Origin of the sequence: Streptomyces sp. GESEQ-4, assembly GCF_017948455.1 — a bacterium.
GTDB lineage: Bacteria > Actinomycetota > Actinomycetes > Streptomycetales > Streptomycetaceae > Streptomyces.
In genome coordinates, this window is record NZ_JAFFSU010000008.1 from 42,660 (window position 1) to 68,105 (window position 25,446).

Annotated in this window: 24 protein-coding genes; 14 read left to right on the forward strand and 10 right to left on the reverse strand. The window is 69.6% G+C overall.

What is annotated here, in order from left to right; translation table 11 throughout:
* Complete coding sequence (locus KCH48_RS17410) at positions 1–1,584, reverse strand: AbgT family transporter (RefSeq protein ID WP_210575119.1); 1,584 nt, start codon at positions 1,582–1,584, stop codon at positions 1–3.
* On the reverse strand, positions 1,584–2,858 hold the full coding sequence (locus KCH48_RS17415) for an amidohydrolase family protein (RefSeq protein WP_374104688.1): 1,275 nt from the start codon (positions 2,856–2,858) through the stop codon (positions 1,584–1,586). Before KCH48_RS17415 ends, KCH48_RS17410 begins: the two co-directional genes overlap by 1 nt.
* Before the next feature lie 77 nt (positions 2,859–2,935).
* Between KCH48_RS17415 and KCH48_RS17420 the strand changes: the two genes are divergently transcribed.
* Together KCH48_RS17420 and KCH48_RS17425 are read left to right on the forward strand one after the other, a co-directional pair.
* On the forward strand, positions 2,936–4,093 hold the full coding sequence (locus KCH48_RS17420; RefSeq protein ID WP_210575123.1) for an Lrp/AsnC family transcriptional regulator: 1,158 nt from the start codon (positions 2,936–2,938) through the stop codon (positions 4,091–4,093).
* Positions 4,094–4,724: 631 nt separating this feature from the next.
* A complete protein-coding gene (locus KCH48_RS17425) occupies positions 4,725–5,483 on the forward strand; it encodes a YhjD/YihY/BrkB family envelope integrity protein (RefSeq protein WP_210575125.1) in 759 nt (252 codons plus the stop codon).
* 1 nt (position 5,484) lies between these two features.
* Here the strand turns inward: KCH48_RS17425 and KCH48_RS17430 are convergent, their stop codons facing one another.
* On the reverse strand, positions 5,485–6,174 hold the full coding sequence (locus tag KCH48_RS17430) for a FadR/GntR family transcriptional regulator (protein ID WP_210575127.1): 690 nt from the start codon (positions 6,172–6,174) through the stop codon (positions 5,485–5,487).
* Positions 6,175–6,418: 244 nt separating this feature from the next.
* Here KCH48_RS17430 and KCH48_RS17435 point away from each other — a divergent pair, with 244 nt between their 5' ends.
* The 4 genes from KCH48_RS17435 to KCH48_RS17450 all read left to right on the forward strand — a co-directional run bounded on the left by KCH48_RS17435 (position 6,419) and on the right by KCH48_RS17450 (position 10,885).
* On the forward strand, positions 6,419–7,660 hold the full coding sequence (locus tag KCH48_RS17435) for an aminotransferase class V-fold PLP-dependent enzyme (protein WP_210575129.1): 1,242 nt from the start codon (positions 6,419–6,421) through the stop codon (positions 7,658–7,660).
* 74 nt (positions 7,661–7,734) lie between these two features.
* Positions 7,735–9,039 carry a sugar ABC transporter substrate-binding protein gene (locus KCH48_RS17440; protein ID WP_210575131.1) on the forward strand — a complete coding sequence of 435 codons (1,305 nt, stop codon included), beginning with the start codon at positions 7,735–7,737 and terminating at the stop codon, positions 9,037–9,039.
* A gap of 2 nt (positions 9,040–9,041) precedes the next feature.
* Positions 9,042–10,052, forward strand: a complete 1,011-nt coding sequence (locus tag KCH48_RS17445; RefSeq protein ID WP_210575134.1) for a carbohydrate ABC transporter permease — start codon at positions 9,042–9,044, stop codon at positions 10,050–10,052.
* Positions 10,049–10,885 (forward strand): carbohydrate ABC transporter permease, encoded by an 837-nt coding sequence (locus KCH48_RS17450; protein ID WP_210575136.1) that lies wholly within the window; start codon positions 10,049–10,051, stop codon positions 10,883–10,885. The genes KCH48_RS17445 and KCH48_RS17450 overlap by 4 nt, the downstream gene beginning before the upstream one ends.
* Positions 10,886–10,936: 51 nt before the next feature.
* Here KCH48_RS17450 and KCH48_RS17455 read toward each other — a convergent pair whose 3' ends face one another.
* A complete protein-coding gene (locus KCH48_RS17455; RefSeq protein ID WP_210575138.1) occupies positions 10,937–11,662 on the reverse strand; it encodes a chitinase in 726 nt (241 codons plus the stop codon).
* Between the two features lie 51 nt (positions 11,663–11,713).
* Positions 11,714–12,232 (reverse strand): lytic polysaccharide monooxygenase auxiliary activity family 9 protein, encoded by a 519-nt coding sequence (locus KCH48_RS17460; RefSeq protein ID WP_210575140.1) that lies wholly within the window; start codon positions 12,230–12,232, stop codon positions 11,714–11,716.
* Between the two features lie 281 nt (positions 12,233–12,513).
* On the opposite strand from KCH48_RS17460, the gene KCH48_RS17465 reads away from it, so the two are divergent.
* The 6 genes from KCH48_RS17465 to KCH48_RS17490 all read left to right on the forward strand — a co-directional run bounded on the left by KCH48_RS17465 (position 12,514) and on the right by KCH48_RS17490 (position 19,167).
* A complete protein-coding gene (locus KCH48_RS17465) occupies positions 12,514–13,413 on the forward strand; it encodes an oxygenase MpaB family protein (protein WP_210575143.1) in 900 nt (299 codons plus the stop codon).
* A 153-nt stretch (positions 13,414–13,566) separates the two neighbouring features.
* Positions 13,567–14,127 carry an isochorismatase family protein gene (locus KCH48_RS17470; protein ID WP_374104689.1) on the forward strand — a complete coding sequence of 187 codons (561 nt, stop codon included), beginning with the start codon at positions 13,567–13,569 and terminating at the stop codon, positions 14,125–14,127.
* On the forward strand, positions 14,124–16,223 hold the full coding sequence (locus KCH48_RS17475; RefSeq protein WP_210575147.1) for an anthranilate synthase family protein: 2,100 nt from the start codon (positions 14,124–14,126) through the stop codon (positions 16,221–16,223). The genes KCH48_RS17470 and KCH48_RS17475 overlap by 4 nt, the downstream gene beginning before the upstream one ends.
* Positions 16,224–16,257: 34 nt before the next feature.
* The gene (locus KCH48_RS17480) at positions 16,258–16,767 is read left to right on the forward strand and encodes a PhzA/PhzB family protein (protein WP_210575149.1); all 510 of its coding nucleotides are present in this window, start codon (positions 16,258–16,260) and stop codon (positions 16,765–16,767) included.
* A complete protein-coding gene (locus KCH48_RS17485; RefSeq protein ID WP_210575151.1) occupies positions 16,764–18,299 on the forward strand; it encodes an FAD-dependent oxidoreductase in 1,536 nt (511 codons plus the stop codon). Before KCH48_RS17480 ends, KCH48_RS17485 begins: the two co-directional genes overlap by 4 nt.
* A 31-nt stretch (positions 18,300–18,330) precedes the next feature.
* Complete coding sequence (locus KCH48_RS17490) at positions 18,331–19,167, forward strand: PhzF family phenazine biosynthesis protein (protein ID WP_210575152.1); 837 nt, start codon at positions 18,331–18,333, stop codon at positions 19,165–19,167.
* A 25-nt stretch (positions 19,168–19,192) separates the two neighbouring features.
* Here KCH48_RS17490 and KCH48_RS17495 read toward each other — a convergent pair whose 3' ends face one another.
* Both KCH48_RS17495 and KCH48_RS42270 read right to left on the reverse strand, forming a co-directional pair.
* Positions 19,193–20,755, reverse strand: a complete 1,563-nt coding sequence (locus KCH48_RS17495) for a serine/threonine-protein kinase (RefSeq protein ID WP_210575153.1) — start codon at positions 20,753–20,755, stop codon at positions 19,193–19,195.
* Positions 20,756–20,896: 141 nt separating this feature from the next.
* Positions 20,897–21,895, reverse strand: a complete 999-nt coding sequence (locus KCH48_RS42270) for a helix-turn-helix domain-containing protein (protein WP_246885456.1) — start codon at positions 21,893–21,895, stop codon at positions 20,897–20,899.
* Between the two features lie 187 nt (positions 21,896–22,082).
* On the opposite strand from KCH48_RS42270, the gene KCH48_RS17505 reads away from it, so the two are divergent.
* Positions 22,083–22,973, forward strand: a complete 891-nt coding sequence (locus KCH48_RS17505) for an AraC family transcriptional regulator (RefSeq protein WP_210575154.1) — start codon at positions 22,083–22,085, stop codon at positions 22,971–22,973.
* On the opposite strand, the gene KCH48_RS17510 is transcribed toward KCH48_RS17505, so the two are convergent.
* The 3 genes from KCH48_RS17510 to KCH48_RS17520 all read right to left on the reverse strand — a co-directional run bounded on the left by KCH48_RS17510 (position 22,889) and on the right by KCH48_RS17520 (position 24,399).
* Complete coding sequence (locus KCH48_RS17510; RefSeq protein ID WP_210575496.1) at positions 22,889–23,536, reverse strand: DNA alkylation repair protein; 648 nt, start codon at positions 23,534–23,536, stop codon at positions 22,889–22,891. The two genes, KCH48_RS17505 and KCH48_RS17510, sit on opposite strands and share 85 nt — an antisense overlap.
* Positions 23,537–23,716: 180 nt before the next feature.
* Entirely contained in the window at positions 23,717–24,145 is a 429-nt protein-coding gene (locus tag KCH48_RS17515; protein WP_210575155.1) for a PIN domain-containing protein, read from the reverse strand.
* Positions 24,142–24,399 (reverse strand): type II toxin-antitoxin system Phd/YefM family antitoxin, encoded by a 258-nt coding sequence (locus KCH48_RS17520; protein ID WP_210575156.1) that lies wholly within the window; start codon positions 24,397–24,399, stop codon positions 24,142–24,144. The genes KCH48_RS17515 and KCH48_RS17520 overlap by 4 nt, the downstream gene beginning before the upstream one ends.
* A 169-nt stretch (positions 24,400–24,568) precedes the next feature.
* Between KCH48_RS17520 and KCH48_RS17525 the strand changes: the two genes are divergently transcribed.
* A complete protein-coding gene (locus KCH48_RS17525; RefSeq protein ID WP_210575157.1) occupies positions 24,569–25,417 on the forward strand; it encodes an alpha/beta fold hydrolase in 849 nt (282 codons plus the stop codon).
* Positions 25,418–25,446 lie beyond the last annotated feature (29 nt).

Below are 25,446 nucleotides of genomic sequence, written 5' to 3' on the forward strand. Positions count from 1 at the left end.
TCACTTGAGGCCGATGTGCGCACCCGGCCCGAGCGGCAGATCGAACCCGTAGAAGATCCCCAGGATCACCAGCCACACCGCCAGGAACGGGGCCACGAAGATCGCGAGCCGGGAGATCAGGGTGCCGAGCCTGGCCTCCGGCTCGTACTGGCGGAGCATGGCCAGGATGAGGAAGACGTACGGGTTCATCGGGGTGATGGCGCCGGTCGCGGAGTCGCCGATGCGGAAGGCGGCCTGGCTGAGCGCCGGGCTCATGCCCATCAGCATGAACGCGGGGACGAAGACGGGGCCGACCAGGGACCACAGGGCCGAGCCGGAGACGATGAAGAGGTTGAGGCAGGAGGCCAGCAGGACGAACACGACGATCGCCCAGAAGCCGGTCACTCCCATGGAGTCGAACAGCGCGGCGGCCTTCACCGCCAGCAGCACCCCGACGTTGGACCACGTGAACAGCGCGATGACCTGCGCGGCGACGAACATCATGACGATGTAGCCGGACATGTTCTTCACCGAGTCGGTCACGGCGGTGACCGCGTCCTCGGTGCGGGTGACCTTCTTGACCGCGATGCCGTACGTGAGTCCCGCCAGCAGGAAGGCCCCGAAGAGGACGGGGACGATGCCGCTGAGCAACGGCGATGGTACGAAGGCCCCGCCCTCGCCGCGCAGCGGCGCCCCCGGCGGCAGCCACAGGGCGAGGACCGCGCCCAGGTAGAGGAGGACGACCAGGCCGGTGAGGAGCAGCCCTCGGCGCTGGACGGGCGTGAGGGTGAGGTCCTGCTGCTCGGGCTCGTCCGCGGCAGGCTCGTACGTCCCCAACCGTGGCTCCAGGACACGGCTGATGAGGAATCCGCCGAGCAGGGCGAGCACGATGCTGCTCGCCGCGGTGAAGAAGTAGTTGATCAGCAGATGGATGTCGAGTCCGGCGGCGGCCGGGAGCACCGCGGCCGCCTGCTGGGTGATCCCGACGTACAGGGCGTCGAGCGAGCCGATCGTGAAGCCGGCGGAGTACCCCGCCGTCACGCAGGCGAAGCCGCCGATGAGACCCGCGACGGGATGACGTCCGGCGCTCTTGAAGACCAGAGCGGCCAGCGGCGGCAGCACGATCGCGGCGACGTCGCTCATCATGTGCGCCTGGCTGGCGATGAGCGCCACCGCGTACGGGAGCACGGCCCGCGGCACCCGGGCCAGCGTGGCCCGCATCAGGGTCTCCAGCAACCCCACCTTCTCCGCGAGCCCGACCACCATGATCAGGACCAGTACGGCACCGATCGGCGGGAACGTCGCGAAGTTGGGGATCAGGTTCTCCACCAGCCAGCGCAGTCCCTCGCCGGTGAACAGCCCGGTGACCGGCTTGGTGTCGTCGGTGCCGGGGACGTCGACGGAGACGTCGGCAAGGGAGAGGGCGGTGGAGACGAGACCCAGGAGTACGAAGAGCACGGCGAACAGGACGATCGGGTTGGGCAGGGAGTTGCCCGCCCGCTCGATCAGCGAGAGCACCCGGTCGAGGGCGCCGCGCCGCTCGGCGTCCGGGGACTTCGGGGACTTGCTGTCCGGGCCGGGGAGGCCGGTCAATGAGGACGACATCAGGGCTGCCTTCCGGTCGTGGCCCCTGGGAGCAGGAGGTCCTTGCGGATCACGCCGTCCTGGACGACGCAGACGATGTTGGCGGGATCGCCGAGGACGCCGATGTCCGTGAGCGGATCGCCGTCGCAGACGATCAGGTCGGCGGTGCGGCCGGGGGCCAGCGTGCCCAACCGGTCGGCGACACCGAGGAGTTCGGCGGAGGTGCGGGTCCCGGCGACGATGGCGGCCATCGGGTCCATGCCCAGGTCCACCAGATAGCTGAGCTCCATCAGGTTCACACCGTGCGGGCCGACCGCGGCGTCGGTGCCCAGCGCGATCCGGGCCCCGTACTCGATGGCCCGGGCGATGTTCTCCTTGGTCAGCCCGGACCAGCGGACCTTCTTCTGGTAGTGGTAGTCCGGCATCGTGTCCTTGTTGATCCCGGCGTACACGGTCGACAGCGTCGGTACGACGAAGGTGCCGCGCTCGCCCGCCAACTCCAGGGCCCGCTCGTCCAGGCCGTAGCCGTGCTCGATGCTGGTGACGCCGCCCCGGATGGCGTTGACGATGCCCGCGTTGCCCTGGGCGTGCGCGGCGACCGGCTTGCCCCCGTGCCGACGGGCCTCGTCCACCACGGCCCGGATCTCCTCCTCCAGGAGGCCCTCGTCGTCGGGCTGGTCGTACGGGCTGCCCATGCCGCCCGTGGCGCAGACCTTCACCAGGTCGGCGCCGTCCCGCAGAACGCGGCGCACGGCGAGGCGGGCCGCGTCGGCCGTGTCCGCGAGCTCCGACATGCCCGCGCTCAGATCGGTGCCGTCGGGCAGGCGTACGTCGGCATGGCCGCCGGTGTGGCTGATGATCCGTACGGCCGTGTGCAGCCGGGGACCGACGATCCGGCCGGTCTCGACGGCGGTGCGGTAGCCCGCGGACAGGCCGCCCACGTCACGGGCCGTGGTGATGCCCGCGTCGAGGGTCTGCCGCATCCGCGCGGCGGTGTCCAAGGTGACCAGCACGGGGTCGAGTTCGGCGCGGCGACCGGGCGGCGAGCCCTGTGCGTACGCGAGGTGGACATGGCAGTCGAAGAACCCGGGCAGGACGGTACGGCCGCCGACGTCGACGGTCTTCGTCGTTGCGGTGTCGTCGGGCGCCGTCGCGGCGGGGCCGGCGTAGGTGATGGTTCCCTCGGCATCGGCGACAACAACCGCGTCGTTCACGGGAGTTGCCCCGGTGCCGTCGATGAGCCGGGCGTTGTCGAACCGCAGCGCGGTCCTGACGGTCTCTCGCTCTTGCTTCATGGCATCCGTCATGGCGGGCGGAATCACTCCTCCGATATCGGGAATGTGGCATCAGTTACAGGCGAATGGAGTGTGGAATGCACAAGAAAACCCGGTGTTACGGTGCAGCTTTCGGCCTCGATTCCCGCGAGACGCGCAGGAATACGCCGCCCGGAGGGGCGCAGGATCGTGCCGCGACGACGCTGGACGAGCTCGACCGGTCCGTCGTGCACGCGCTGCAGATCCATCCCAGGGCCTCATGGACCCTGGTCGGCGAGGTGCTCGGCATCAACCCGGTGACCGCGGCCCGGCGTTGGCGACGGCTGGAGGAGGCCGGTCTGGCATGGGTGACGGCCTATCCGCGGCTGTCGAACTCCCGGATCGTGGTGAGCGGGGTCGTGGAGGTCGATTCGGAACCGGGTGCGGCCGAGGACGTGGCGCAGGTCCTCGCGGCGGAGTCGGCGGTGGCGAACATCAAGCTCATGGCGGGCGGCCGGGACCTGGTGGCCTCGGTGCAGGCCCCCGACCTGAACGAACTGGCCCACCTCACCACCCTGCTCTTCCACGGGACTCCGGGGGTACGGGCCACACGTACGCATGTGTCCACGGGCGTGCCCACCGAGGGCAGCCGGTGGAGGCTGCGCAGTCTGGACGCCGCCCAGTGCGCGCGGATCGAGGCGGCCCTGCCCGTGCCGTCGGCCATGGCGGAAACGGCGAGTTGGGACACCCTGGACGCACACCTCATGGAACTGCTGAGCACGGACGGCCGCATGTCCCTGCGCAGTCTGGCGGCGGCGACCGACGCCGGTCTGACGACGGTGCGCCGCAGACTCCAGTCGCTGCTCGCCTCACGGGTGAGCCTGCGCTGCGACCTGGCCCGGCCACTGTCCGGATGGCCCCTGTCGGCGGTGTACTTCGCGTCCGTACCGGGCCAGTACCTGGAGGAGACGACCCGGGTGCTGGCCGGCGTGCGAGAGGTCAGGTCGTGTGGGATCACGGCGGGGCCGAACAACCTAGTGATCGATGTCTGGCTGCGGACGCTGGCCGACGTGCACGCCTTTGAAGCCCATCTGTCGCGCCGACTGCCGCGCCTGACCATCGGCGACCGCTCGGTGGTGCTGCGCACGGTCAAGCACATGGGGCGGCTGCTGGACCGGGACGGCCGCAGCGTGGGCGTCGTCCCGCTGCGGAACCCGCACGGCCCGCTCCCGTCCGCCTCAGGCCTGACCGCCGGCTTGGATCTGTCGGTGGGGTAGCGGCAGTGGCGATCCGAAGTGCGTCGGGCAGGCTCAGTTCGTCGGCGTCCACCCGGGTCGTGGACCAGGTGACCGCGCTCCAGAGTGGTTGCGCGCGGCCCCACCATCCGACGCAGTCGGCTCGATCGGCCTCGGCCGGCGGGCTGGTCCTCCCCACGCTGTTCACCCGTGGCGGCCACGGCGGCCGAGCGGCACGTCCAGATCGTCGTCGTCATCATTCGCGACGGTCTGTAACTCGAGGTATCGCCCGCCGGGCCCCGCCGAGCCGCTGGGTCGGTCGCGCATCCGGAGCCGGGGGAGCACGCTGGAAGCAGCCGCTCGCGATGGGAACAGGACGAGGTGACCTCGCATGCGCCACGCGGTCGTGTCCCCACTTCAGCAGGCTTGCCGCGGCTCGCTCGGCGGTGGCGGGCATGACCCCTCCGGCCGACCCGTGGAACCGGTCGGTCCATCGGGCCCCCGGGACTCCTCCGGGGCGCCTGAGTCTCCGGGTTCCCCGGCCCACGACCGGCCCGACACGAACGCGAATGACCCGCGCACCCGCACCCGCCCCCACCGGTCAAGGGACGTGCGCCGCTCCCTCCACGTCAGGGGCACGCGCGTATGGCGGCGCGGCAGGGAAGTGGAGCTGATGCACCGGGCCATGGGCTTCGCGGCCCTCGGGCTGGTGACGATCGCCCCGCTGCTGATCGTGGTCGCGGCGGCGGCCCCGATCCAGGAACGGGGCTTCGCCCTGTGGCTCGTGGACGGCATGGGGCTGTCCGGGCGTTCCGCCGACGCAGTGCAGGACCTCTTCGCCGCCCCCCGCAAGGTGCTGAGCACGATCAGCGTCCTGAGCGTGGCGTTGCTGGCGCTCTTCGGCGTGCCGTTCGCGGGCAGTGTCCAGACCGGCTACGAGAAGGTGTGGGACCTGCCGGCCGGGCGCTGGCACACCGTATGGCGACGTGTGGTGTGGCTTGTCGTGCTGACGGCCTACCTTTTCGCCGAAGCGCAGAGCGGGGCCGCGCTGGGGCCGGGAACCCTGCGGTCATGGGCGCGGATCGTGCTGAGCACGCTGCTCGGCGTGCTCTTCTTCTGGTGGGGACAGCGCTTCCTGCTGGGCGGCCGGATCCCCTGGCGCGCTCTCCTGCCGGGCGCCATCGCCACGATGGTGGGCCTGGGCGGCCTGCGTGTGTTCTCCTCCCTGGTCTTCTCCCCGCTCATCGTGAGCAACGCGGACTCGTACGGTTCGGTCGGCACCGTCCTGATCGTGACGTCCTGGCTCGTCGGTGTCGGCTTCGTCGTCTTCGGCGGCGCCCTCGTCGGCCGCTACTGGTACCTCCACGAACCGCACCACATCCCGCACCCGCACCCGCGCGCCCACCCCCGCTCCCGCTCCCGGAAGCGCTGAATCACACTTCCTCGACGGGAGGCATGAAGGCCCGGAGCCACCGCTCCGTCTGTGCCACGTGGGCCTGTGCGGCGCCGGCCGCGGCGACGGGGTCGTGGTCGGCGATGGCGGTGGCCAGGTTGCGGTGGTCGGCGTCGCTCTTGCGGCGCAGCTCAGGGCCCTCGGGGAGGGTGAAGACCTGGTACTTGCGGGAGCGGGCGCGGAAGACGGAGAGCAGGGTGGCCAGGGTGGGGTTGCCGCCGATCCGGGCGATCTCGGCGTGGAAGCGGTGGTCGAGCTCGGAGGCCTTGGTGGGGTCGGCGGTGGCCTCCATGTCCTCGATGAGGGAGAAGAGGGTCTCCACGGACTCCGGTGTGCAGCGCGCCGCGGCCTGCGCCGCGACGTGGGACTCCAGTACCCGCCGGATCTCGTACACCTCCAACAGGCCGGTCAGCGGCAGGAGTTCGAGGGTCAGCGAGAGGCTGCCGATGACGTCCTCCGGCCTGAGCTGGGAGACGTAGGTGCCGGAGCCGTGCCGCGGTTCGACCACTCCCAGGGCCGCGAGCATCCGTACGGCCTCGCGCAACGACCCCCGGGAGACGCCGAGTTCCTCGCAGAGTTCCCCTTCGGGCGGCATGCGCTCGCCCGCGCCGAGGCGCCCCGTCCCGATCATGTGCCGTAGGCCGTGGAACGCCTTGTCGACTGCGGACATCCGACTCCTCCCGTGACCCTGACGGGCCGGCGGCGGCGTCCGGACCCTCCCGGAACTGTACCGAGTCGCCGGATCGTGAGTCATCAGATGTCTTGGGTGTATCGAGACTGAGTCATCTGATGACTATCGCTGTTCGACCCCTTGATTGCTGGAAAATCGACTGCCAGGATGCCGAGTCATCATACGTACCTTGGCGGGTGTCCGATGTCCTGTCAGGGTGCCCGTCCGGCAGATGTGGAGTCACGTGAGCGAGACCGAGGTCACCACAGCCCCGCGCCCGCTGCTGCTGGCCGACGGCCGGCCCGCCGCCGGGGCCTGGTCGCTGGACCCCGCGATGAAGCACCTGAACCACGGCTCGTTCGGGGCGGTCCCCCTGGTGGCGCAGGAGCGGCAGAGCCGGCTGCGTGCGGAGATGGACCGCTCCCCGGTGGTGTGGTTCCCGGCGCTGCCGCAGCGGATCGCCGCCACCCGGGTCGAACTCGCCGACTTCCTGCGGGTCGCCCCCGACGACCTCGCCCTGGTGCCCAACGCGAGCGCCGGTGTCAGCGTCGTGTACGCCGCCCTCTCCCGCCGCCGTGGTGGCGAGATCGTCGTCACCGATCATGGCTACGGCGCCGTGACCATGGGCGCCGAACGGCTGGCCCGCCGCTGGGGCGGCCGGGTCCGCACCGCCCGGGTGCCGCTGGACGCGGACGAGGAGCAGGCGTACGAAGCCGTCGCCGCCGAGTTGGGCGAGGCCACCGACCTCGTCGTCCTCGACCACATCACCTCGGCGACCGCACGCCGGATGCCGGTGGAACGGATCGGCGCGGAGGCCCGGCGGCGCGGCATCCCGCTGCTCGTGGACGGCGCGCACGTCCCCGGTCTGATCGCCGCCCCCCTCGACGGCGTGACCTGCGACTTCTGGGTCGGCAACCTGCACAAGTGGGGCTGCGCACCCCGCGGCACCGCCGCGCTGGTCGCCCGCGGAGCACTGCGCGACCAGCTCTACCCCCTGATCGACTCGTGGGGCGCCGCCGATCCGTATCCCGACCGCTTCGACCAGCAGGGCACGGTCGACGTCACCGGCTGTCTGGCGGCGCCGACGGCACTGGACTTCATCGAGCGGACCTGGGGCTGGGGTACCGCCCGCCGGTACATGGAGGACCTGGCCGGCTACGGCGAGCGCGTCGTCGGCGCCGCCTTCGCCGAGCTGACCGGCGTCTCCAGCGCGGTCGACGTGGGCATGCCCGTTCCCGGCATGCGGCTGGTGCGGCTGCCCGCGGGGCTGGCCGGCAACCGCGTCGAGGCCGACGCGCTGCGCGACCGGGCGGCCCGCGAACTGGGCGTGGAGACGGCCTTCACCAGCTTCGGCGGCGTCGGCTACCTGCGGCTGTCCGCCCACGTGTACAACACCGCGGCCGACTACGAGTACTTCGCCGAGGCCTGCGTCCCCGTCCTCGGCGAGTGGGCCCGCGCGGCCCGCGAACAGCCCGGCGCGTCGTAGGCGGCGCACCCCCTCCAACCCCCCGTCCCCGAAGCCGCTGCCAGCGCGGCCGTAGCAAGGAAGAGGTCGGCACGATGAGAAGAAGGACGGCAGCTCTCGCCCTCGGCACAGCCAGTGCGTTGGTCCTGTCCGGCTGCTCCGCCATGAGCGGTGGTGGCAGCGGCGGAACCGTCACTCTCAACATGGTCGAGAGCCTGACGAACCCCGCCCGCACGGACCTGCTGAAGGACCTCATAGCGGACTTCGAACAGCAGAACCCCAAGATCAAGGTCAATCTGATCTCCCCGCCCACCGAGCAGGCCGACCAGAAGATCCAGCAGATGCTCCAGTCCGGCAGCGGCGTGGACACCCTCGAGGTGCGGGACACCACCGTGGGCCCATGGTCGAACAATGGCTGGCTCTACGACATGAAGAAGGACCTGGGGCCCTGGAAGGGCTGGCAGGCCATGACGGAGAACGCCGTCAAGGCCTCCGAGAACGCCGACGGCAAGACGTACTTCGTCCCGTACGGCTTCTACGGCCTGAGCGTCTTCTACCGCACCGACCTGATCAAGGAGGCAGGCTTCAGCAAGCCGCCGGCCACCTGGGAGGAACTGCTGACGCAGGCCTCCGCCATCCACGACCCGGCCAAGCGCCGCTACGGATACGCCTTCCGCGGCGGGACCAACGCCAACGGCAACGCCACCGCCGTCATCGAGGCGTACGTCGCCGACGAGATCGACCCCGCCGACGGCTTCAAGCTGAAGGACGGCAGTACGATCTTCTCCGCGCCCGAGGCCCTCGACGCCATGGAGACCTATCTCAAGCTCTTCAAGCAGGCGTCCCCGAAGTCGTCCGTGTCCTGGGGCTACCCGGAGATGGTCGAGGGCTTCTCCAACGGCTCCACGGCCTTCCTGCTCCAGGATCCCGAAGTGATCGCCACGGTCTCGGAGTCCAAGGCGATCACGAAGGACCAGTGGGACACCGCACCGCTGGTGGCGGGCCCCAGCGGCAAGACCGTCCAGCCGCTGGCCACCGCCGGATGGGGCGTCGCGGACGGCAGCAAGAACAAGGCCGAGGCCGTCAAACTGGTCGAGTTCCTCTCCGAGGGAGAGGCGTCGACGACCTTCACCAAGAAGAACAGCCTGGTGCCGATCCTCAAGTCGGCGACCGAGGACCCGTTCTACAAGACCGGCCCCTGGTCCAGCTACGTCACCATGACGGAGCACCCGGAGAAGTACCTCAACGTCAGCCAGCCGCGCGGCGTCGCCTGGTGGACCGAGTGGCAGCAGAAGGCCGATGCCGACATCCAGAAGATGGTGCTCGGCAAGACGACGCCCAAGGAACTGCTGGCCGGCTGGGACACGTACTGGACCGAGAAGCGGCAGCAGGAGCAGTAGGCATGCCCACCGCGTCCGAAGCGACGAGTACCACGGAAACGACGAAAACGGCGTCGACGCGCTCCTCCCGGAACGGGAAGGGGGGCGCCCCGCCCGCCCGCGGCGCGGAACGGGGCCGCCGCAAGCCGGAGTTCACCTCCCGGCGCGGCCTGCTCATCGCCGCCTTCATGGCCCCGGCCGCGATCTTCGTGGCGGTCTTCACGTACTACCCCATGGTCGCCGGCAGTCAGATGGCCTTCCGCCACTGGAATCTGACGGATCTGTCCGACACCTCGTGGGTGGGCCTGCAGAACTTCCGCGATGTCTTCGCCGACCCCGCCTGGGGCACCGTGCTCGGCAACACCGCTGTCTGGGTGTTCGGGTCGATCGTGCCCCAACTGGTGATCGGCTTCGCCCTCGCCCTGTGGCTGCGCCGGAAGTTCCGCTTCCGTGGCCTCTACCAGGCGCTGGTCTTCTTCCCCTGGGCGATCTCCGGATTCCTCATCGGCATCCTGTTCCGCTGGCTGTTCAACAGCGAGTTCGGCGTCGTCAACGACCTGCTGCAGAAGGCGGGGCTGATCGACGAGCCGGTCGCCTGGCTGGCCGACCCGAAGACGGCGATGTTCGCCGTCGTGGTCGCCAACGTCTGGTACGGGGTCACCTTCTTCACGATCATGATCCTGGCCGCGTTGCAGTCCATCCCCGAGGAGCTGTACGAGGCGGCGGCGCTCGACGGCGCCGGCAAGGTGCGCACGCTGTTCCAGATCACGATCCCGTACATCAGGGTCACCCTCGCGCTGACCGTGCTGCTGCGCGTCATCTGGATCTTCAACTTCCCCGACCTGATCTTCGGGATGACCGGCGGCGGACCCAATAACGAGACGCACATCGTGACCACCTGGATGATCAAGATCACCCAGCAGGGTGACTACGGCAGGGCCTCCGCGCTCGGCCTGATCGTGGTCGCCACGCTGCTGGTGTTCGCGGTCTTCTTCCTGCTGGCCACGCGCGAGAAGCGAGAGGTGAAGCCGTGATCGGCAAGGAGTCCACGGCCGGCCGGGCCGCCAAGTTCACCTTCCTGGGGCTGTGGCTGGTCTTCACCGTCTTCCCGCTCTACTGGATCACCATCACGTCGCTGAAGGCGCCCGGCGACATCTTCGCCTTCCCGATCGCCTACTGGCCCGAGCACTTCTCGCTGGAGAACTACAACGGGCTGTTCGGCAAGGCCGACTTCGGCGTCTACCTCACCAACAGCCTCATCGTCGCGACCATCGCGGGCGCGGTGGCCACGGTGATCTCGATGCTGTCGGCGTACGTGCTCGCCCGCTTCGAGTTCCGTACCAAGTCAGCGCTGTTGATGGCCGCGTTGGTCACCCAGATGATCCCGACCTTCATCGCGCTGGGACCGCTGTACCTGCTGATGACCGACCTCCAGCTGGTCGACAACCGGCTCGGGCTGATCCTCGTCTACATCGCCGTCTGCATCCCGTTCTGCACGGTGATGCTGCGCGGGTTCTTCGAGAACATCCCGGACGCGCTGGAGGAGGCCGCCATGATCGACGGTCTGTCCCGGTTCGGGGCGCTGTTCCGGGTGTTGCTGCCGGTGATGCGTCCCGGGATCGTGGCCGCGTTCATCTTCAACTTCGTCAACTGCTGGAACGAGCTGTTCCTGTCGGTGACGCTGATGAACAGCGACAGCAACAAGACCGTCCCCACGGCCCTGAACGGGTTCATCTCCAGCTTCAACATCGACTGGGGCTCGATGTCCGCGGCGGCGGTCCTCACCATCCTGCCCACGATGGTGCTGTTCGCCTTCGCCAGCCGCCACATCGTCCAGGGGCTCACCGCCGGCGCGGTGAAGGGCTGAGGGACCGCGCCCCGCCCGCGAGGCGGGGCGCGATCCCGACGGGGGCGGGCGTCAGCAGCTGAGGTTGCCGCCCGGGTCCACGCCCAGGATCTGCGTGAACTGCTGGTACTTGTCGATGCGGCTCTGTACCTGCGACGGGTTTCCGCCGTTGCACTCCAGACTGCCGTTGATGCTGCGGATGGTCTCGCCGAATCCGGCGCTGTTGACCATGGCGTTGTGCGGTGTCATGGTCCCGGGCCCGGTCTGCGTGTTCCAGTACCAGAGCCCGGTCTTCCAGGACACGGCGGAGTCGTTCTGCACCAGGTCGGGGTTGTTGAGTAGATCGATGCCCAAGGCGTCGCCCGCCGCCTTGTAGTTGAAGTTCCAGCTGAGCTGGATCGGACCACGGCCGTAGTACTTGTCGTGGCCCGCGGGGCAGCCGTACGGCTGGCTCGTGTCGCAGTAGTGCGGGTAGTTCGCCTCGTTCTGCTCGACGATGTGGACCAGGCCGCCCGTCTCATGGCTGACGTTCGCCAGGAAGGCCGCGGCCTCTTGCTTGCGCACGGTGTCGCTGCCGGTCGTGGTGAAACCGGGGTACGCGCTCAGCGCGGCCGTGAGACCGCTGTACGTGTAGAAGGAGTTCCGGTTCGGGAACATCTGGTCGAACTGGCTTTCACTGACGACGAAATCGGCGGCTGCCGTCGTCTTCTGCGCCAGGGCCTGCGGGGCGAGGGTCGCGAAGGAGAGCAGGGTTGCCGCACCGGTCGCGGTCAGCAGCCCGAGCGTACGTCGACGCATGGGGACATCACTCCATGGATCAGGGTGCGAGAGAGCGGGTGAACTGCCGCTTCAGCTGCCGACGTTGACGTCGATGCAGGCGTAGAAGGCGTTGGAGGTGTCCGCGATGTTCCAGACGGCGAGCACCTTCTGCGGGCCGGTCAGGCCGCCGAAGTTCACCTGGTGGGTGACCGTCGCGCCGGGCTGGGCGCCGTTGTCGTTGAACTCGGCGATCTTCTGTCCGCCGGCGAAGTACTGCCAGGTGCTGGTGGAGTGACGGGCCGTCAGGTTCCACTGGAACTCGGTGGTGCCGCTCACCGGAGTGACCTTCCAGCCCTTGGCGTCGTCGTCGAGCTCGGCGAAGCGGGAGTTGCCGCCGCTGCAGCTGGTCAGCCCCTTCGGGCCTTCGACGCTCTGCGGCTCGTAGGTGATGTCGCCGCAGCTGACCGTCCCGGCGGCACACTGTGCCTGCCTGCTGGGCGGGTTGGAGATGTAGCCGTGTGCGCTCGCGGAGGACGCGGGCAGGCTCACGGCGATCACCGGGGCGAGCGCCGCGCCGATGAGCAGGGCCGTCTTCTTCCTTGCGTGCATGTTCTCTCCTTCACTGGAAGCCGTTCCGCGGATGTGCGGGGGTGTGGGGACCCCGGTACGGCGGGTCGGCTTCTCATGGGTGGGGGACCAGGAATGCGAAGGGCTTGGCCTAGACCATACCGGCGGGCGTGGACGCGTCAAGAGTGTTCCGTGAGACGGAAGTTGAAGGCGGGCTGGCGCTGATGTTCCGTCGGGATGGCGCCGCGGTACAAGGTGCGCCGCGTCGGTCTCCCTAGGGTGAGCGTCACGCCCCGAAGGCCGCGCCCTGGGAGGAACCGACGTTGCGCCGTGGGTACAAGTGGCTGGACCGCGAACTGGCCCGGATGGATCCGGAGACCGAGTGGGAGAGGATGATCTCGCTCTACGTCAACCACCGGGTTCCCGAGTTCGCCCTGGCGATGATGATCTATCCGGGCACCATGCACATGATGCAGCCGGGCATCGCGGCAGCCACGCTGGACCACACGGGAAAGCTGGCGACCAAGCCGCACCGGCGTTTCCAGGACGGCAACGACTTCCTCGTGGCCTGGATGGTCGACGGGGTCTCCAGCGAGGTGGGCCGCAAAGCCGCCGAGCGGCTGAATCGCATCCATATGGCCGTCGCCAGAAGGACCCCGCATTTGCCCGGCAATTTCGACGACGTCGACGACTACGTCTACGCGTTGGTCCTGCTGGCCACCTTCGCCCACCGGCACCAGACCTCGCTGGGCCTGCCCGGAATGCCCGAGCACATGAAACGCGCCTGGCACCACTGGGCGCAGGCCGTCTTCCGCCTCCTGGAACGCGAATCCGGTCCTCTGGCCGGGGAGGCATTCCCCGAGGACTGGAACGCGATGGAGGAATTCGCCCGCAGCTTCGACTCCCGGCCGTTCGAACCGACCGAGTCCGGTCACCGTGTCGCCACCGCGATGATGTATTTCTTCGCCGAGCGCTGGTTCCCGGCACCCCTCCGTGCCTTCGGTCGTGATCTGACCCGCTACCTCGCCGGAGAGCGAGTCTGCCGTCTGCACCGGATCGGCTGGATCAGCCCTGGCCGCGAGCGATTCATCCGCCTGTTTCTCAGGATCCTGTTCCACGCCCAACGCGTGCTTCCCGATGCCCGCACACCGCTGACCGAGCGTCTCCGACGGACCCGGCGCACCAACGCCCAACTCAAGGAGCTGGAGTCGGCGAGGCGCTGATGTTCCGTCAGCGTGTCGCTGAGATTCAATCGGCTCTGTACGGATCTTCCTAGGGTGAGCGGAGAAACGCCGCACAACTTGGGGTGTCCCATGGCAGGTATTCCGGCCATCGAGCCATATCCGTTTCCGACGTCCGCGGATATGCCGCACAACGTGGCCGCCTGGACTGTCGATCCGCGGCGCAGCGCTCTGTTGATACACGACATGCAGCAGTTCTTCCTGCGCCCTTTACCTGAATCCATGGCCGCACAACTCGTACGGAACACGGTCTCGGTGCGGGACCGGTGCCGGGAGCTGGGCATGCCGGTGGCGTACACGATGCAGCCCGGTGGCATGAACTCACGCGAACGCGGTCTGCTGGCCGACTTCTGGGGCGCCGGAATGGAGGCCGTACCGGCCCATCGCGACGTGCCCGAACCACTCGCCCCCGGCCCGCAGGACGCGGTGTTCACGAAGTGGCGGTACAGCGCGTTCTTCCGTACCGATCTGCTGCCCTGGCTGCGTCGGCACGGTGCCGATCAGCTTGTCATCTGCGGTGTGTACGTCCACGTGGGCGTCCTGGTCAGCGCGGTCGACGCGTTCAGCAACGACATCCAGCCGTTCCTCGTGGCCGACGCGACCGCCGGCTTCTCGGCCGGGGACCACCGACGCGCCATGGAGTACGCGGCGCGGCACTGCTCCGTCGTGGGCACGAGGGCACAGGTCCTGCCGTGACCGGCGCCTCGGACCTTCTCGCCCGGGTGCTGGCGCCGGATCCGCCCCCGTTCGCGCTGCTGCACCGTCCGGACCGGACCGGTCCGCACCGGCTCGAGGTGCTGACGGGTGAGTTGTACGAGCCGGAGACGCTTGCCGGCATCCCGGTCGCCGAGGACTGCGACGAGCCGGGGCACCAGGTCCTCGCCGTCATTCCCTACCGGCAACTCGGTGAACGCGGCCTCGCGTGCGTCGACGACGGGGCGCCGCTGACCGCGATGCGGATCACCGAGCAGGCGGTGGTGCCGCTGTCCGACGTGCTCGGTCTCATCCCGCAGACGCCCGTCCGACTCCGGGACGGTCACTTCGACATCGACGACGAGACCTACGCCCGGACGGTCGGACAGATCGTCACCGACGAGATCGGCCGGGGTGCGGGGTCCAACTTCGTGATCAGACGATCGTTCGTCGGGCACCTCACCGACGACCGTGTCACCGCGGCACGCACCGTCTTCCGGCGGCTGTGCGAGCAGGAGTCCGGCGCGTACTGGACGTTCCTCATCCACACCGGAACACGCACCTTCGTCGGCGCCACACCGGAACGCCACGTCAGCCTGCACCACGGCAACGCGGTGATGAACCCGATCAGCGGCACGTACCGCTATCCCGCCGGCGGCCCCAGCCTGGCCGGACTGATGGAGTTCCTCGACAGTGACAAGGAATCCGACGAGCTGCACATGGTGCTCGACGAGGAACTGAAGATGATGGCCCGCATCTGTGACGGCGGTGGCCGGGTCGCGGGCCCACGGCTCAAGGAGATGGCGCGGCTCGCGCACACCGAGTACCTCATCACCGGCCGATCCCACCGGCGTCCGCTGGACATCCTGGCGGAGACGATGTTCGCGCCCACGGTGACCGGCAGCCCGCTGGCCAGCGCCTGCCGGGTGATCGCCCGGTACGAGCCGACCGGACGCGGCTACTACGGCGGGGTCGCCGCGCTGATCGGCCGGGACGGCCAGGGCGGTCCCAGCCTCGACTCGGCCATCCTGATCCGCACGGCCGATCTCGACCCGACGGGCCGCGTCGAGATCGGCGTCGGCGCGACGCTGGTACGGCACTCGGATCCGGCAGCCGAGGCGGCGGAGACCCACGCAAAGGCAGCGACCCTGCTGCGCGCCATGCACCCCGACCCGCCGGCCCCGCATCCCGTCGTGCGAGCAGCACGCGGCCCCCTCGGGGAGTATCCCGTCCGACGAGCAGCACCTGGCCCGCTCGTCGAGCATCCCGTCGTATCGGCAGCGCCCGGCCCGCTCGGCCCACCCGATCGGCTCGGGGAGCATCCCGTCGCATCGGCAGCACCTGGCCCGCTCGGGGGGCAGCCCGTCGTGCGAGCGGCGCCCGGCCCGCTCGGCGAGCAGCCCGTCGTGCGAGCAGCACTCGATCGCCGTAGACGCGGTCTCGCCGGGTTCTGGCTCGGCGAGGGACACGCACCCTCGGCACTCGCGCCCGGTTCGCCCCCGCGCAGGGTCCTGGTGGTGGACGCCGAGGACATGTTCACCGCGATGATCGCCTCGCAACTCCGGTCGCTGGGCCTGACGGTGACCGTCCGGGGCTGGGACGAACCGTATGAGTGGGACGCGGACGACCTCGTCGTGATGGGTCCCGGGCCGGGCGATCCCCGAGACGCCGACGATCGCAGAATGTCGCACGTCCGCCGGGCGATCGGCATGCTGCTGGCCCAGCGGAAGCCGTTCCTCGCCGTGTGCCTGAGCCACCAGGTACTCAGCCTGGTCCTCGGCCTGGACACGCGCCGCCGCGCCGAGCCCCACCAGGGCACGCAACGCGAGATCGAGCTGTTCGGCGAGAAAGAAACGGTCGGGTTCTACAACACGTTCTGCGCGCACAGCGACGCCGACAAGCTCGACGTTCCCGGCGTCGGCCTGGTGGAGATCAGCCGCGACATCGACACCGGCGAGGTCCACGCACTCCGCGGACCTCACTTCGCCTCCCTGCAGTTCCATGCCGAGTCGGTGCTGACCCGCAACGGCCCCGCCATTCTCGCCGCGCGCATCGAAGAGGTGCTGCGCCCGGCCGATCCGGCTCCCTCCGCCCTCTGACATACACCGAACCCGACGACCGAGGAGATCGACCGTGACACCGGAGACCACGTCCCAGCGATGGGACCGCGACGCCGAACTCCGCCGTACGAACCGGGCCACCGTGGAGCGGTACCTGGCCATGACGGAAGGCCCGGCAAGGCTCCGACGCCACCACCTCTTCACCGAAGACGCGGTCGGGGGTCTGTGGACGACCGACACCGGACAACCGGCGGCGGTCGCGGGGAAGCAGAACCTGTACCGGATGGCCGCGTGGTCGCTGGAATGCTTCCCCGACTGGCGGTGGACCAACATCGAGATCCACGAGACCCAGGATCCGAACCGGATCTGGGTCGAGTGCGACGGAGAAGGACAGATCCTGTTCCCCGACTATCCCCCCGGCATCTACCGCAACCACTTCATCCACTCCTTCCGCCTCGACAACGGGCTGATCACGGAGATCCGGGAGTTCATGAACCCGTGTGAGCAGATGCGGGCCCTCGGTATCGAGGTGCCGGTCGTCAAGCGAGGCGGAATTCCCATGGATGACGGGGCATTGAAATGACCTCGGTCATCGTCGTCGGCTCAGGTGCGGCGGGCCTGGCCGCTGCCCTCTCCGCACGGGAGTCGGGCGCCGACGTCACTGTTCTGGAGGCGGCGTCGACGGTGGGCGGCACCACCGCGCTGTCCAGCGGGGCGGTCTGGCTACCGAACAACCACCTGCCGCCCGCGGCCGACGACAGCCCCGAACTCACCCGCACGTACCTGTGTCACCTCCGCCGCGCCGGCGGGCCCGCGGACACGGACGGCGCCGCACTCGACCGGTTCGTCGCCGAGGCGCCGCACGTGGCGCAATGGCTGGAGAAGAGGACACCGCTGCGCTGGGCCGCCCTTCCCATCCCGGACTGCCACGGTGCGCTGCCCGGCGCGTACGGATCCGGCGGCCGGTCACTCGAGCCACGGCCGTTCGACGCCGCACCGAAGGTCGCCGCCCTGGTGCGTGCCGCCCTGCCCTGGCGGCCGCCGGCGACCCTCACCGAACTCGTCACGGGACAGGCCTCACCCGGCCTCATCGAGCAGCGCGGCCGCGCCCGGACACGCACGTCGGGGCAGGCGCTGGTGGCCACGCTGCTCACCGCCGCCCTCGACGCCGGCGTCGCCGTCCGCACACGCGCCAGAGCGACACGGTTCCTGGGCAACGGCGTGGAAGTCGACGGCGTACCCCTCGCGGGACGGGTCGTCCTCGCGACCGGTGGGTTCGAACGCGACGAAGCGCTCGTCCGCAGGTTTCTGGGCGGCCCGGTCCCCGGCCTCGCGGGTGCGCCCGGCGCCCGCGGTGACGGACTGCGCATGGCCATCGCCGCCGGGGCGGAGCTGCGGAACATGTCGCAGGCCTGGTGGTGCCCGACCATCCGGATACCCGACGACGCGATCGACGGCGAGCCGGTGCACCGGGTACTCCTGGCCGAGCGTGCGCGCCCCGGCTCCGTGCTGGTCGACCACCATGGCCGCCGGTTCACCAACGAGGCCCAGAGCTACCACGAGGTGGGGCGATCGTTGCACCGCTCCGGGGCCACGGGACACGGTTTCCGCAACGCCGAGCCGTCCTGGCTGATCGTCGACGCCGCCTACCGCCGCCGCTATCCCATCGCTCCGGTCCGGCCCTTACGACGAGGGGCCACCCTGGCGGAGCTGGCGCGGCTCATCGACGTTCCGGGCCGCACTCTCGCCAGGACGATCAGCCGGTTCAACCAGGCGGCGGCCGACGGCCTGGATCCGGACTTCGACCGCGGGGCAGACCCCTACGACCGCGTCATGGGCGATCCCCGAGCTGAGCACCCGACATTGGGGCCGCTGCGTGAGCCGCCCTTCTACGCCGTTCCGGTGCACCTCGGGCTCGGCGGAACGAGTGGCGGCCCGCGTACCGACCCCGACGGGCGCGTGCTCTGCGAGGACGGTACGGCCGTGCCCGGGCTGTACGCCGCGGGCAACGTCGCGTCGAGCCCGTTCGGGTCCGCCTACCCGGGGACCGGAACGACGATCGGCCTCGCTCTCGTCTCAGGCGTCCAGGCAGGCAGAGCAGCGGCAAGGGACTGACCACCAACAACGGGGACTGACCTCAATCAAGATGCACGACTACGTGATCGTCGACGTGTTCACCACGGTGGCCCTGGAAGGCAACCCGTTGGCCGTCTTCCTGAACGCCGCCGATATTCCGGCCGCCAGGATGCAACTGATCGCCCGTGAGATGAACCTCTCGGAGACGACGTTCGTCCTCCCCGCCCAGGGTGACGGGGACCGGCGGGTCCGGATCTTCACCCCGGTCAATGAACTGCCGTTCGCCGGACACCCGGTGCTGGGCACCGCGGCCGTGCTCGGCGAGTCCACCGCGCGCAGCGGGCTGCGGCTCGAGACGGCGGCCGGCACCATCCCGGTCGACCTCCAGTACCCGAGTGACGGGACCGTCTCGGCCCGCATGCGTCAGCCCGTCCCCGTCTGGGAGCCGTACCGGTTGCGGGACGACCTCCTCGACGCGCTCGGCATCAAGTCCTCCACCCTTCCGGTGGACGCCTACCGCAACGGGCCACGGCACGTCTATGTCGGAGTCGGCAGTGAGGCGGCCCTCTCCCGGGTCCAACCCGATCTGCGCGCGCTGGCACGGCATCCGGACATGGCCGCCATCTGCTTCGCCGGGTCGGGAACCCGGTGGCGGATGCGGATGTTCTCACCGGCCTACGGCGTGGCCGAGGACGCGGCGACGGGATCGGCCGCCGGACCACTCGCGGTCCACCTCGCACGGTACGGCCTCGTCCCGTTCGGACAGCAGATCGAGATCCTGCAAGGAGTCGAGATGGGGCGACCGTCGCACATGTCCGCCAGAGCGGACGCCACCGGTCAGCGCCCGCACACGGTCGAGGTCAGCGGATCAGCGGTCATCACCGCATATGGAACCTTGCTCGTCTGACCGCAACGTCACTGACGTCGCCGTTTCAAGGCTGGTGCGTGACGCTCACCCGCACGGTCAGCGTGCCCCTGTTGTCCTGGAGGCAGCCCTCGCCGTCGTTGATCGACAGTTGCAGGGTGCCGTTCCTGGCCGCCTGGAAGGTCAGCTTCTGACCGACGACGTGGACGGGAGTGTCCTGCCCACCCGAGAGGCGTGCCAGCAGGGTGCCGAACGGCGCCGTGGGCTTGATCTTGCAGTCCTTCGCCCCGTCCAGCGACCTGTCGATCTCAGCGTTGTAACCGGCTGGCCCGGTCACGGGGATGTTCCGGTAGTCGACCGTCCACTCTCCCGAAGCGAACCGCACACTTACCCGGTCTCCTCGCTGGACAGTCACCCCGGATACCCCCTGCCAGCCGGTGGTCGACTGGACAACCCGACTGACGGTCTTCGTCTTCGGGTCCTCCTTGAGCGGGAGCACTCCCGTGAGGAAGAGCCCGCCGCCCACGCCGGCCGCCAGGACCGTCGTACCGGCCACGGCCCATAACAGCCGCTTGGGGCCCCGCGATCGGGACGACCGCTGGGGCTGAGGTCTCAGTGACGTGGTGTGCAGCGCCGTCTGCGCGGTCATCCCGGCCGGTACGAGGCGCTCCTGACCACTGGTCACGGTGTCCGCGTCGGTCAACGGAGCCGAGGGCCGGAGCACGCGCAAGGTCGGTGACGGCAGTGGGCCGGCGTCCGCCTCTCCCGCGGCGACACGCCACAGAGCGGAACGCGCGCCCGCCGCCGAAAGACGCTCGTCCGGGGACTTGCGCAGCAGCGCCTCGACGACCGGGCGCAACGGGCCGAGCAGCTCCGACAGGACGGGCTCCTCGTACGCCACCGCGTGCAGTGTCGCGGGCCGTGCCGGCCTGCGGAACGGGGACTGCTCGCCGCAGACCGTGGCGAGGGTCGCGCCCAGTGACCACAGGTCGGAGGCCGGGCCGACCTCCGACCCCATGACCCGCTCGGGCGCCATGAACTCGAGGGAGCCGACCAGTTCGCCGGTGGTCGTCAGCAACTCGCCGTCGTCCAGGGCCGCGATGCCGAAGTCCGTGAGGACGGCGTTGCCGTCGCGGCGCAGCAGGACGTTGGCGGGCTTGACGTCGCGGTGCAGGGTGCCGGCCGCGTGTACGGCGTCCAGCGCGTCGATCAGTTGCAGACCGAGGGCGGCTGTGTGCTGTGGTGTGAGCGGTCCGGTCCGGGCGACCTGGTGGGCGAGTGACGGCCCCTCGACGAGTTCCATGACGATCCACAGCCGGTCCTCGGCCTCGACCAGGTCGTGGATGCCCACCACATGCGGGTGCGGCACCCGCGCGACCGCGCGAGCCTCGCGGATCGCGCGGCGCACCCGTATGCGGTGCTCCTCGTCGCCGTGGGTGAGGATGTGGAGTTCCTTGGCGGCGACCGGGCGATCCAGCAACTGGTCGTGGGCCCGCCAGACCGTGCCCATGCCGCCTCTGCCCAGGATGTCGTGGAGCAGATATCGACCGGCGATCAGCCGCCCTGAGCCGCGTTGCGCATGCGTCCCGGCCTCATGATCGCTGCCTCCCGATATCACGCGCTCTCTCACGTTTCCTTCCCGGCGGATTTCTCAACGCCGGTCATTATTCGCTTGAAACCTTGAACGGGGCCGAGCATAGCGGAGCGCATAGTTGCCGGAGGCCGGTCCGGTGATGTGGATTCATACGCGTGCGTACACGGTCGGCTCGTGTCAGCGGTCGGGAACTGCCGGCCCACATCCGGTCGAGCGGGCGTACTCGGTGGGTGTCTGGCCGTACTGCTTCTTGAAGGCGCGGATGAAGTGGCTGCTGTCGGCGAAGTGCCAGTGGGCGGCGAGTTCGGAGACGCTGAGTCGGTCGGACGGCGCGGTGAGCGCGAGCCGGGCTTCTTCCAGCCGCCGGTGACGGACGTAGGCGCTCACCGAGTCTCCCGTCGCGGCGAACGCCCGCTGCAACGTGCGTACGGAGACGTTGAGTTCACGTGCCAGCATCGCCGCGGACAGCTCGGGATCCGCGAGATGGGTGTCCGCGAGGTCTTTCGCGGCTTGGGCGAGCGCGGGCGCCAGCCTGGGTTCCACGTCGTCGAACCGGCCTACCGCCACCGCCTTGGCCAGCTCGATCAGAGCGCTGTGAGCGGCGTGCACACCGGCCGGAACGAGGTCGGCGATGGTGGCGTGGACCATGTTCGTGTGGGCCACCAGCAGGCGCACCTCGGGCGAGTCCGCCGGCCCGGTGACGCTCTCGTCCCCGAGCAGGGGTGTGAGCGCACCGGAGAGCAGAGTGAGGATCTTCGCCGTGGTGTGCGGCGGCGCCTCGAAGGACGAGGGCCGCTCGAAGCGCCGGATGAGGAACTGCCCGGCCGACACGGTCTGTTCGCCGCGATCGGTTGGGCCGCCCACGGTCCATGCGCCGCGCCGCACCACGTACACCCGCACGTGATCCCTGTGGTTGTGCCGGCCGCCCGCGGTCCGGATGGCCGACGCGCCGTAGAGATCGAGGATTCCCACGTCGCGCACCCTGGCGACGCGGCTCCTGACCCGGAAGTCACCGGTCGTGGCCGGGCTGAAGGTCGGCATCGGCCAGCCGTCGCCGAGCTGTGTCCGCCACCCGCGCCGGAAGGCGTCGAATCCGTGCGGTGCGGCGCCCGGGCTGGTGGAGTCCAGGGCGAACGCCCCGCGCGCCCCGTCGGCCTCCGCTCCCGTGCTGTTCATCGCCGGCCGATCCCCTCGTACTCCTTCTCCCTGCTTTCCTTGCTCCGACGCCGAGTTGTGGCGTTCAGGTTCCGCCGGGATGGCGCTGAGGTTCAAGTGCGGGCCGTACCAGCCTTCGTAGGCTGTGGCGGCAGAGGTGGACCCGGGCCGTACCGGGCCCGACGCACACGAAAGAGCATCCGCCGGTATGGACATCCTCAGTGAGGTGATCGACAGCGTGCGGATCGGGCGTGCCGAGGCCTGCCGGGTCAAGGAGTCGGGCTCCTGGGGCATGCGATTCCCCGCCTTCGCGGACAGCGGGTTCCACATCCTGCTGCGGGGCAGCGCCTGGCTGATCACGGCCACCGGCCGGCCACGTGCGCTCAGGACGGGCGACGTCGTTCTCGCCCCGTTCGGCGCCGAGCACGGACTCAGCCACGAACCATGCCTGCTCAAGGACTTGCCCCCAGCGGTCATGAGCGAGGACCCGCACGGTCCCGATCCGGCCGACGTCGAGTTCCTCTCCGGCGCATACTGGCTCGACCTTGGGCAAGTGCACCCCTGTCTCGGAGCGTTACCCGAGGTCCTCGTGGTGTCGCCACCGGGCGGCGGGGTGATCCGCCCCGCGCCACTGGACCTCCTGATGACCCACGTCCTGCGCCAATGGCTGGAGTCGAATCGAGATGCGCACTGGCCGGAGATCGGCGATCCCGCCATCTCTGTCGCGCTGCGTGAGATCCACACGAGCCCGCACAAGCCGTGGACGGTACAGCAACTCGGCCGGACGGCGGGAATGTCGCGGACAGCGTTCACCAAGCGATTTACCGCGCTGGTGGGAAAACCGCCCATGACGTACGTGACCGGCTGGCGTCTGCGCTATGGGGCCCGTCTGCTCCGGGAAACGAATGCGCCGCTGGCGGCGATCGCCCGTCAGGTCGGCTACTCGACGGAATTCGCGTTCGGAGCGGCTTTCCGCCGTGAGTACGGCATCGCGCCCGGCCGCTTCCGCAAGGGTCACAGCCGTTCGTGCTGTCGGCGCACCATCTCGGTGATCCAGACGGGCGCGAACGGAGAGGTGCAGCCCGGGGAAGTGGGGTAGTCCTTGAGCACCTCCAGGCGCTCACCGATGTCGAGGGCGCGGGCGCGGTGTTCGGCGTGCTCGATGCCGATCTGGGCCAGGCAGTGGTTCATCGCCCACTGCAGGCGCTCCGGGGCGCCCTTCATCTCCGCCTCGATGATGTCGAGCAGTCCTGCGAGGTCGAGGCCCTCGGGCCGCTTCGCCACGCGCTCGGTGGTCAGCGCCCAGCCGGCACTCGCGACGACCGGATCGGGGTCGGCGGACCAGGTCTGCCGCAGCTCTTCGGAGTGCGGGTTCTTCTTCACCACGTAGTTCACGAGCCAGTCGTGCACCTTGGGTGCGCGCGCCTGGCGCAGCATGGTGTCCAACTCGTCCCGCCCGAAGGCCTTCGGGCGACAGATCAGAAGCGCCAGCAGTCTCGCCGCCGTGTCATCCGTCTCCCAGAGCCGGCACGCGAGTTCCTGCTGTGTCTTCAGCCGCTTCGCGAGCGCACGCAGCTTGCTGAGGTTCACACCGTGATCGTCCCCGTGCCTCTCGTTCACCTCGCGCGCCTTGGGGTCCTCGAGCTCGGCCAACTCGGCCATCACCGCAGCCACCGTCGTCTCGGCCACCTCAGCCTCCTCTGTGTCCCGTACGAATTTGGAGCCTACGAGGAAGTCGGCCTCCTGCGTACACGCCGGAGCGACGGCATCCGCGCCGTGCGCCGAGCCGTGCTCTTCGAGGCGGACGCCGGGGCCCCGGTGGAACTCGGCCCGGAGCCTTGTTCACAGGTCGTCCGGCCAGATATGGAACGCGGTATGCCCGGTCAGTGGGCGTACCGCCCGGAAGTGGCGGCGGTCCAGCGTGAGGATTGCGTCGGTGCGGTACTCAGACGCCATGACGACATTCATGGTGTCCGTGAGCCCGATCTGCGGATACCGCCGCATGGTCACCAGCGCGGTAGAGAGATGCGGCTCGACCTCGGGCACCGTGTACCGGCGCACGGCGACGCGGTCACGGATGTGGGACAGGGCCCCTTGCGCGGCCTCGGGACCGACTCGTGTCGTCAGTAGATAGTCGAGTTCGGCCAGCACCAGCGGCGTCACCACCAGGTGAGAGGCGGCGGCCACTGCCGTGCGGCACTCCTTGTGCTCTGGCTCGCTGCCGTCGTAGTACGCGTACAGCCCCGACGTGTCCGCGATCAGTACCGTCACGCCCCGAACCCTTCCAGGTACTCACCACGGCCCGCCGACCAGTCCACGGGCGTGCCGCTGTGGAACACGGGCGCCTCGTCGTCCTCACCCATGGGGTCCGTCGGATACGCGGGGACCGGTGTGCCCTGGTCGCCGACTGGAGAGAGTATGGCGACCGGCCGCCCGTTCTTGGTCACCGTGATGGACTCGCCGCGCTCAGCGGCGGCGAGGATCCGTGAGGCGTTCTGGTTGAACTCGCGCGCGGTCGTCTCCATGTAGTACACGGTACTACATGGAGAGCTGCGGTTACGCGGAGACGGTCCCGCCCTCGGTCAGGAACACACTCGGCCGGCTTTGCCACGACACATAGAGGCTGTCCCGCGCCCTCGTGCGGCCGTGGCAATTCGTTTGCCGCGTCCCGATCCCCCTGTCACGCTCGCGCCCATGCCGACCTTCTCCGCACCAGACGGAACCACGCTCGCCTTCCACGTGTCCGGAGAGACCGGCCCGCCCGTGCTCTGCCTGCCCGGCGGCCCGGCCGCGTCCTCCTACCTCGGTGATCTGGGCGGCCTCTCCGCGCACCGGCAGCTGATCAGGCTGGATCTCCGCGGCACCGGCGAGTCGGCGACCCCGACGGACCTGGCCGGCTGCCGCTGTGACCGCATGGTCGACGACGTCGAGGCCCTTCGGGCGCACCTCAGCCTCGACCGCGTCGATCTGCTGGCCCACTGCGGAGGCGCGAACCTCGCGGTGCAGTACGCGGCTCGCCACCCCGAGCGGATCGGCAGGCTCGTGCTGATCACGCCGAGTGTGCGGGCCGTCGGTATTCCGATCACCGGTGAGGACCGACGGGAGATCGCGGAGCTGCGCAGGGGTGAACCGTGGTTCCCGGAGGCGTTCGCGGCGCTGGAGGAGATCGTCGCGGGCAGGCCCACCGCCGCGAGCTGGCAGGCGATCGCGCCCTTCTCCTACGGCCGCTGGGACGACACCGCCCGCGCCCACCAGGCCGCCTCGGACGCGGAGGACAACGGTGAGGTGATGGCCGCCTTCGGTGCCGAGGGCGCCTTCACCCCGGACGCGACCCGCAAGGCCCTCGCCGACGTCGGGGCACCTGTCTTCGTGCTCGCCGGTGAGGTCGACATGGCCGCTCCGCCCAAGGTGATGGCGGAGTTCGCCGCGCTGTTCCCGGATGCGCGGACGGTCGTACAGACGAAGGCCGGGCACTTTCCTTGGCTCGATGATGCCGAGGGGTGCGCCGCGGCCGTCGCGGGGTTTCTCGCGTCGGACCGGTGATCACCGATCAGCTCGGGGCCCGGTGATCA

Coding starts and splice junctions, on each gene's coding strand:
- KCH48_RS17410 (WP_210575119.1), bottom strand. CDS start 1,584: ATGTCGTCCTCATTGACCGGCCTCCCCGGCCCGGACAGCAAGTCCCCG.
- KCH48_RS17415 (WP_374104688.1), bottom strand. CDS start 2,858: ATGAAGCAAGAGCGAGAGACCGTCAGGACCGCGCTGCGGTTCGACAAC.
- KCH48_RS17420 (WP_210575123.1), top strand. CDS start 2,936: ATGCACAAGAAAACCCGGTGTTACGGTGCAGCTTTCGGCCTCGATTCC.
- KCH48_RS17425 (WP_210575125.1), top strand. CDS start 4,725: ATGCACCGGGCCATGGGCTTCGCGGCCCTCGGGCTGGTGACGATCGCC.
- KCH48_RS17430 (WP_210575127.1), bottom strand. CDS start 6,174: ATGTCCGCAGTCGACAAGGCGTTCCACGGCCTACGGCACATGATCGGG.
- KCH48_RS17440 (WP_210575131.1), top strand. CDS start 7,735: ATGAGAAGAAGGACGGCAGCTCTCGCCCTCGGCACAGCCAGTGCGTTG.
- KCH48_RS17445 (WP_210575134.1), top strand. CDS start 9,042: ATGCCCACCGCGTCCGAAGCGACGAGTACCACGGAAACGACGAAAACG.
- KCH48_RS17455 (WP_210575138.1), bottom strand. CDS start 11,662: ATGCGTCGACGTACGCTCGGGCTGCTGACCGCGACCGGTGCGGCAACC.
- KCH48_RS17460 (WP_210575140.1), bottom strand. CDS start 12,232: ATGCACGCAAGGAAGAAGACGGCCCTGCTCATCGGCGCGGCGCTCGCC.
- KCH48_RS17485 (WP_210575151.1), top strand. CDS start 16,764: ATGACCTCGGTCATCGTCGTCGGCTCAGGTGCGGCGGGCCTGGCCGCT.
- KCH48_RS17490 (WP_210575152.1), top strand. CDS start 18,331: ATGCACGACTACGTGATCGTCGACGTGTTCACCACGGTGGCCCTGGAA.
- KCH48_RS42270 (WP_246885456.1), bottom strand. CDS start 21,895: ATGAACAGCACGGGAGCGGAGGCCGACGGGGCGCGCGGGGCGTTCGCC.
- KCH48_RS17505 (WP_210575154.1), top strand. CDS start 22,083: ATGGACATCCTCAGTGAGGTGATCGACAGCGTGCGGATCGGGCGTGCC.
- KCH48_RS17510 (WP_210575496.1), bottom strand. CDS start 23,536: ATGGCCGAGTTGGCCGAGCTCGAGGACCCCAAGGCGCGCGAGGTGAAC.
- KCH48_RS17520 (WP_210575156.1), bottom strand. CDS start 24,399: ATGGAGACGACCGCGCGCGAGTTCAACCAGAACGCCTCACGGATCCTC.
- KCH48_RS17525 (WP_210575157.1), top strand. CDS start 24,569: ATGCCGACCTTCTCCGCACCAGACGGAACCACGCTCGCCTTCCACGTG.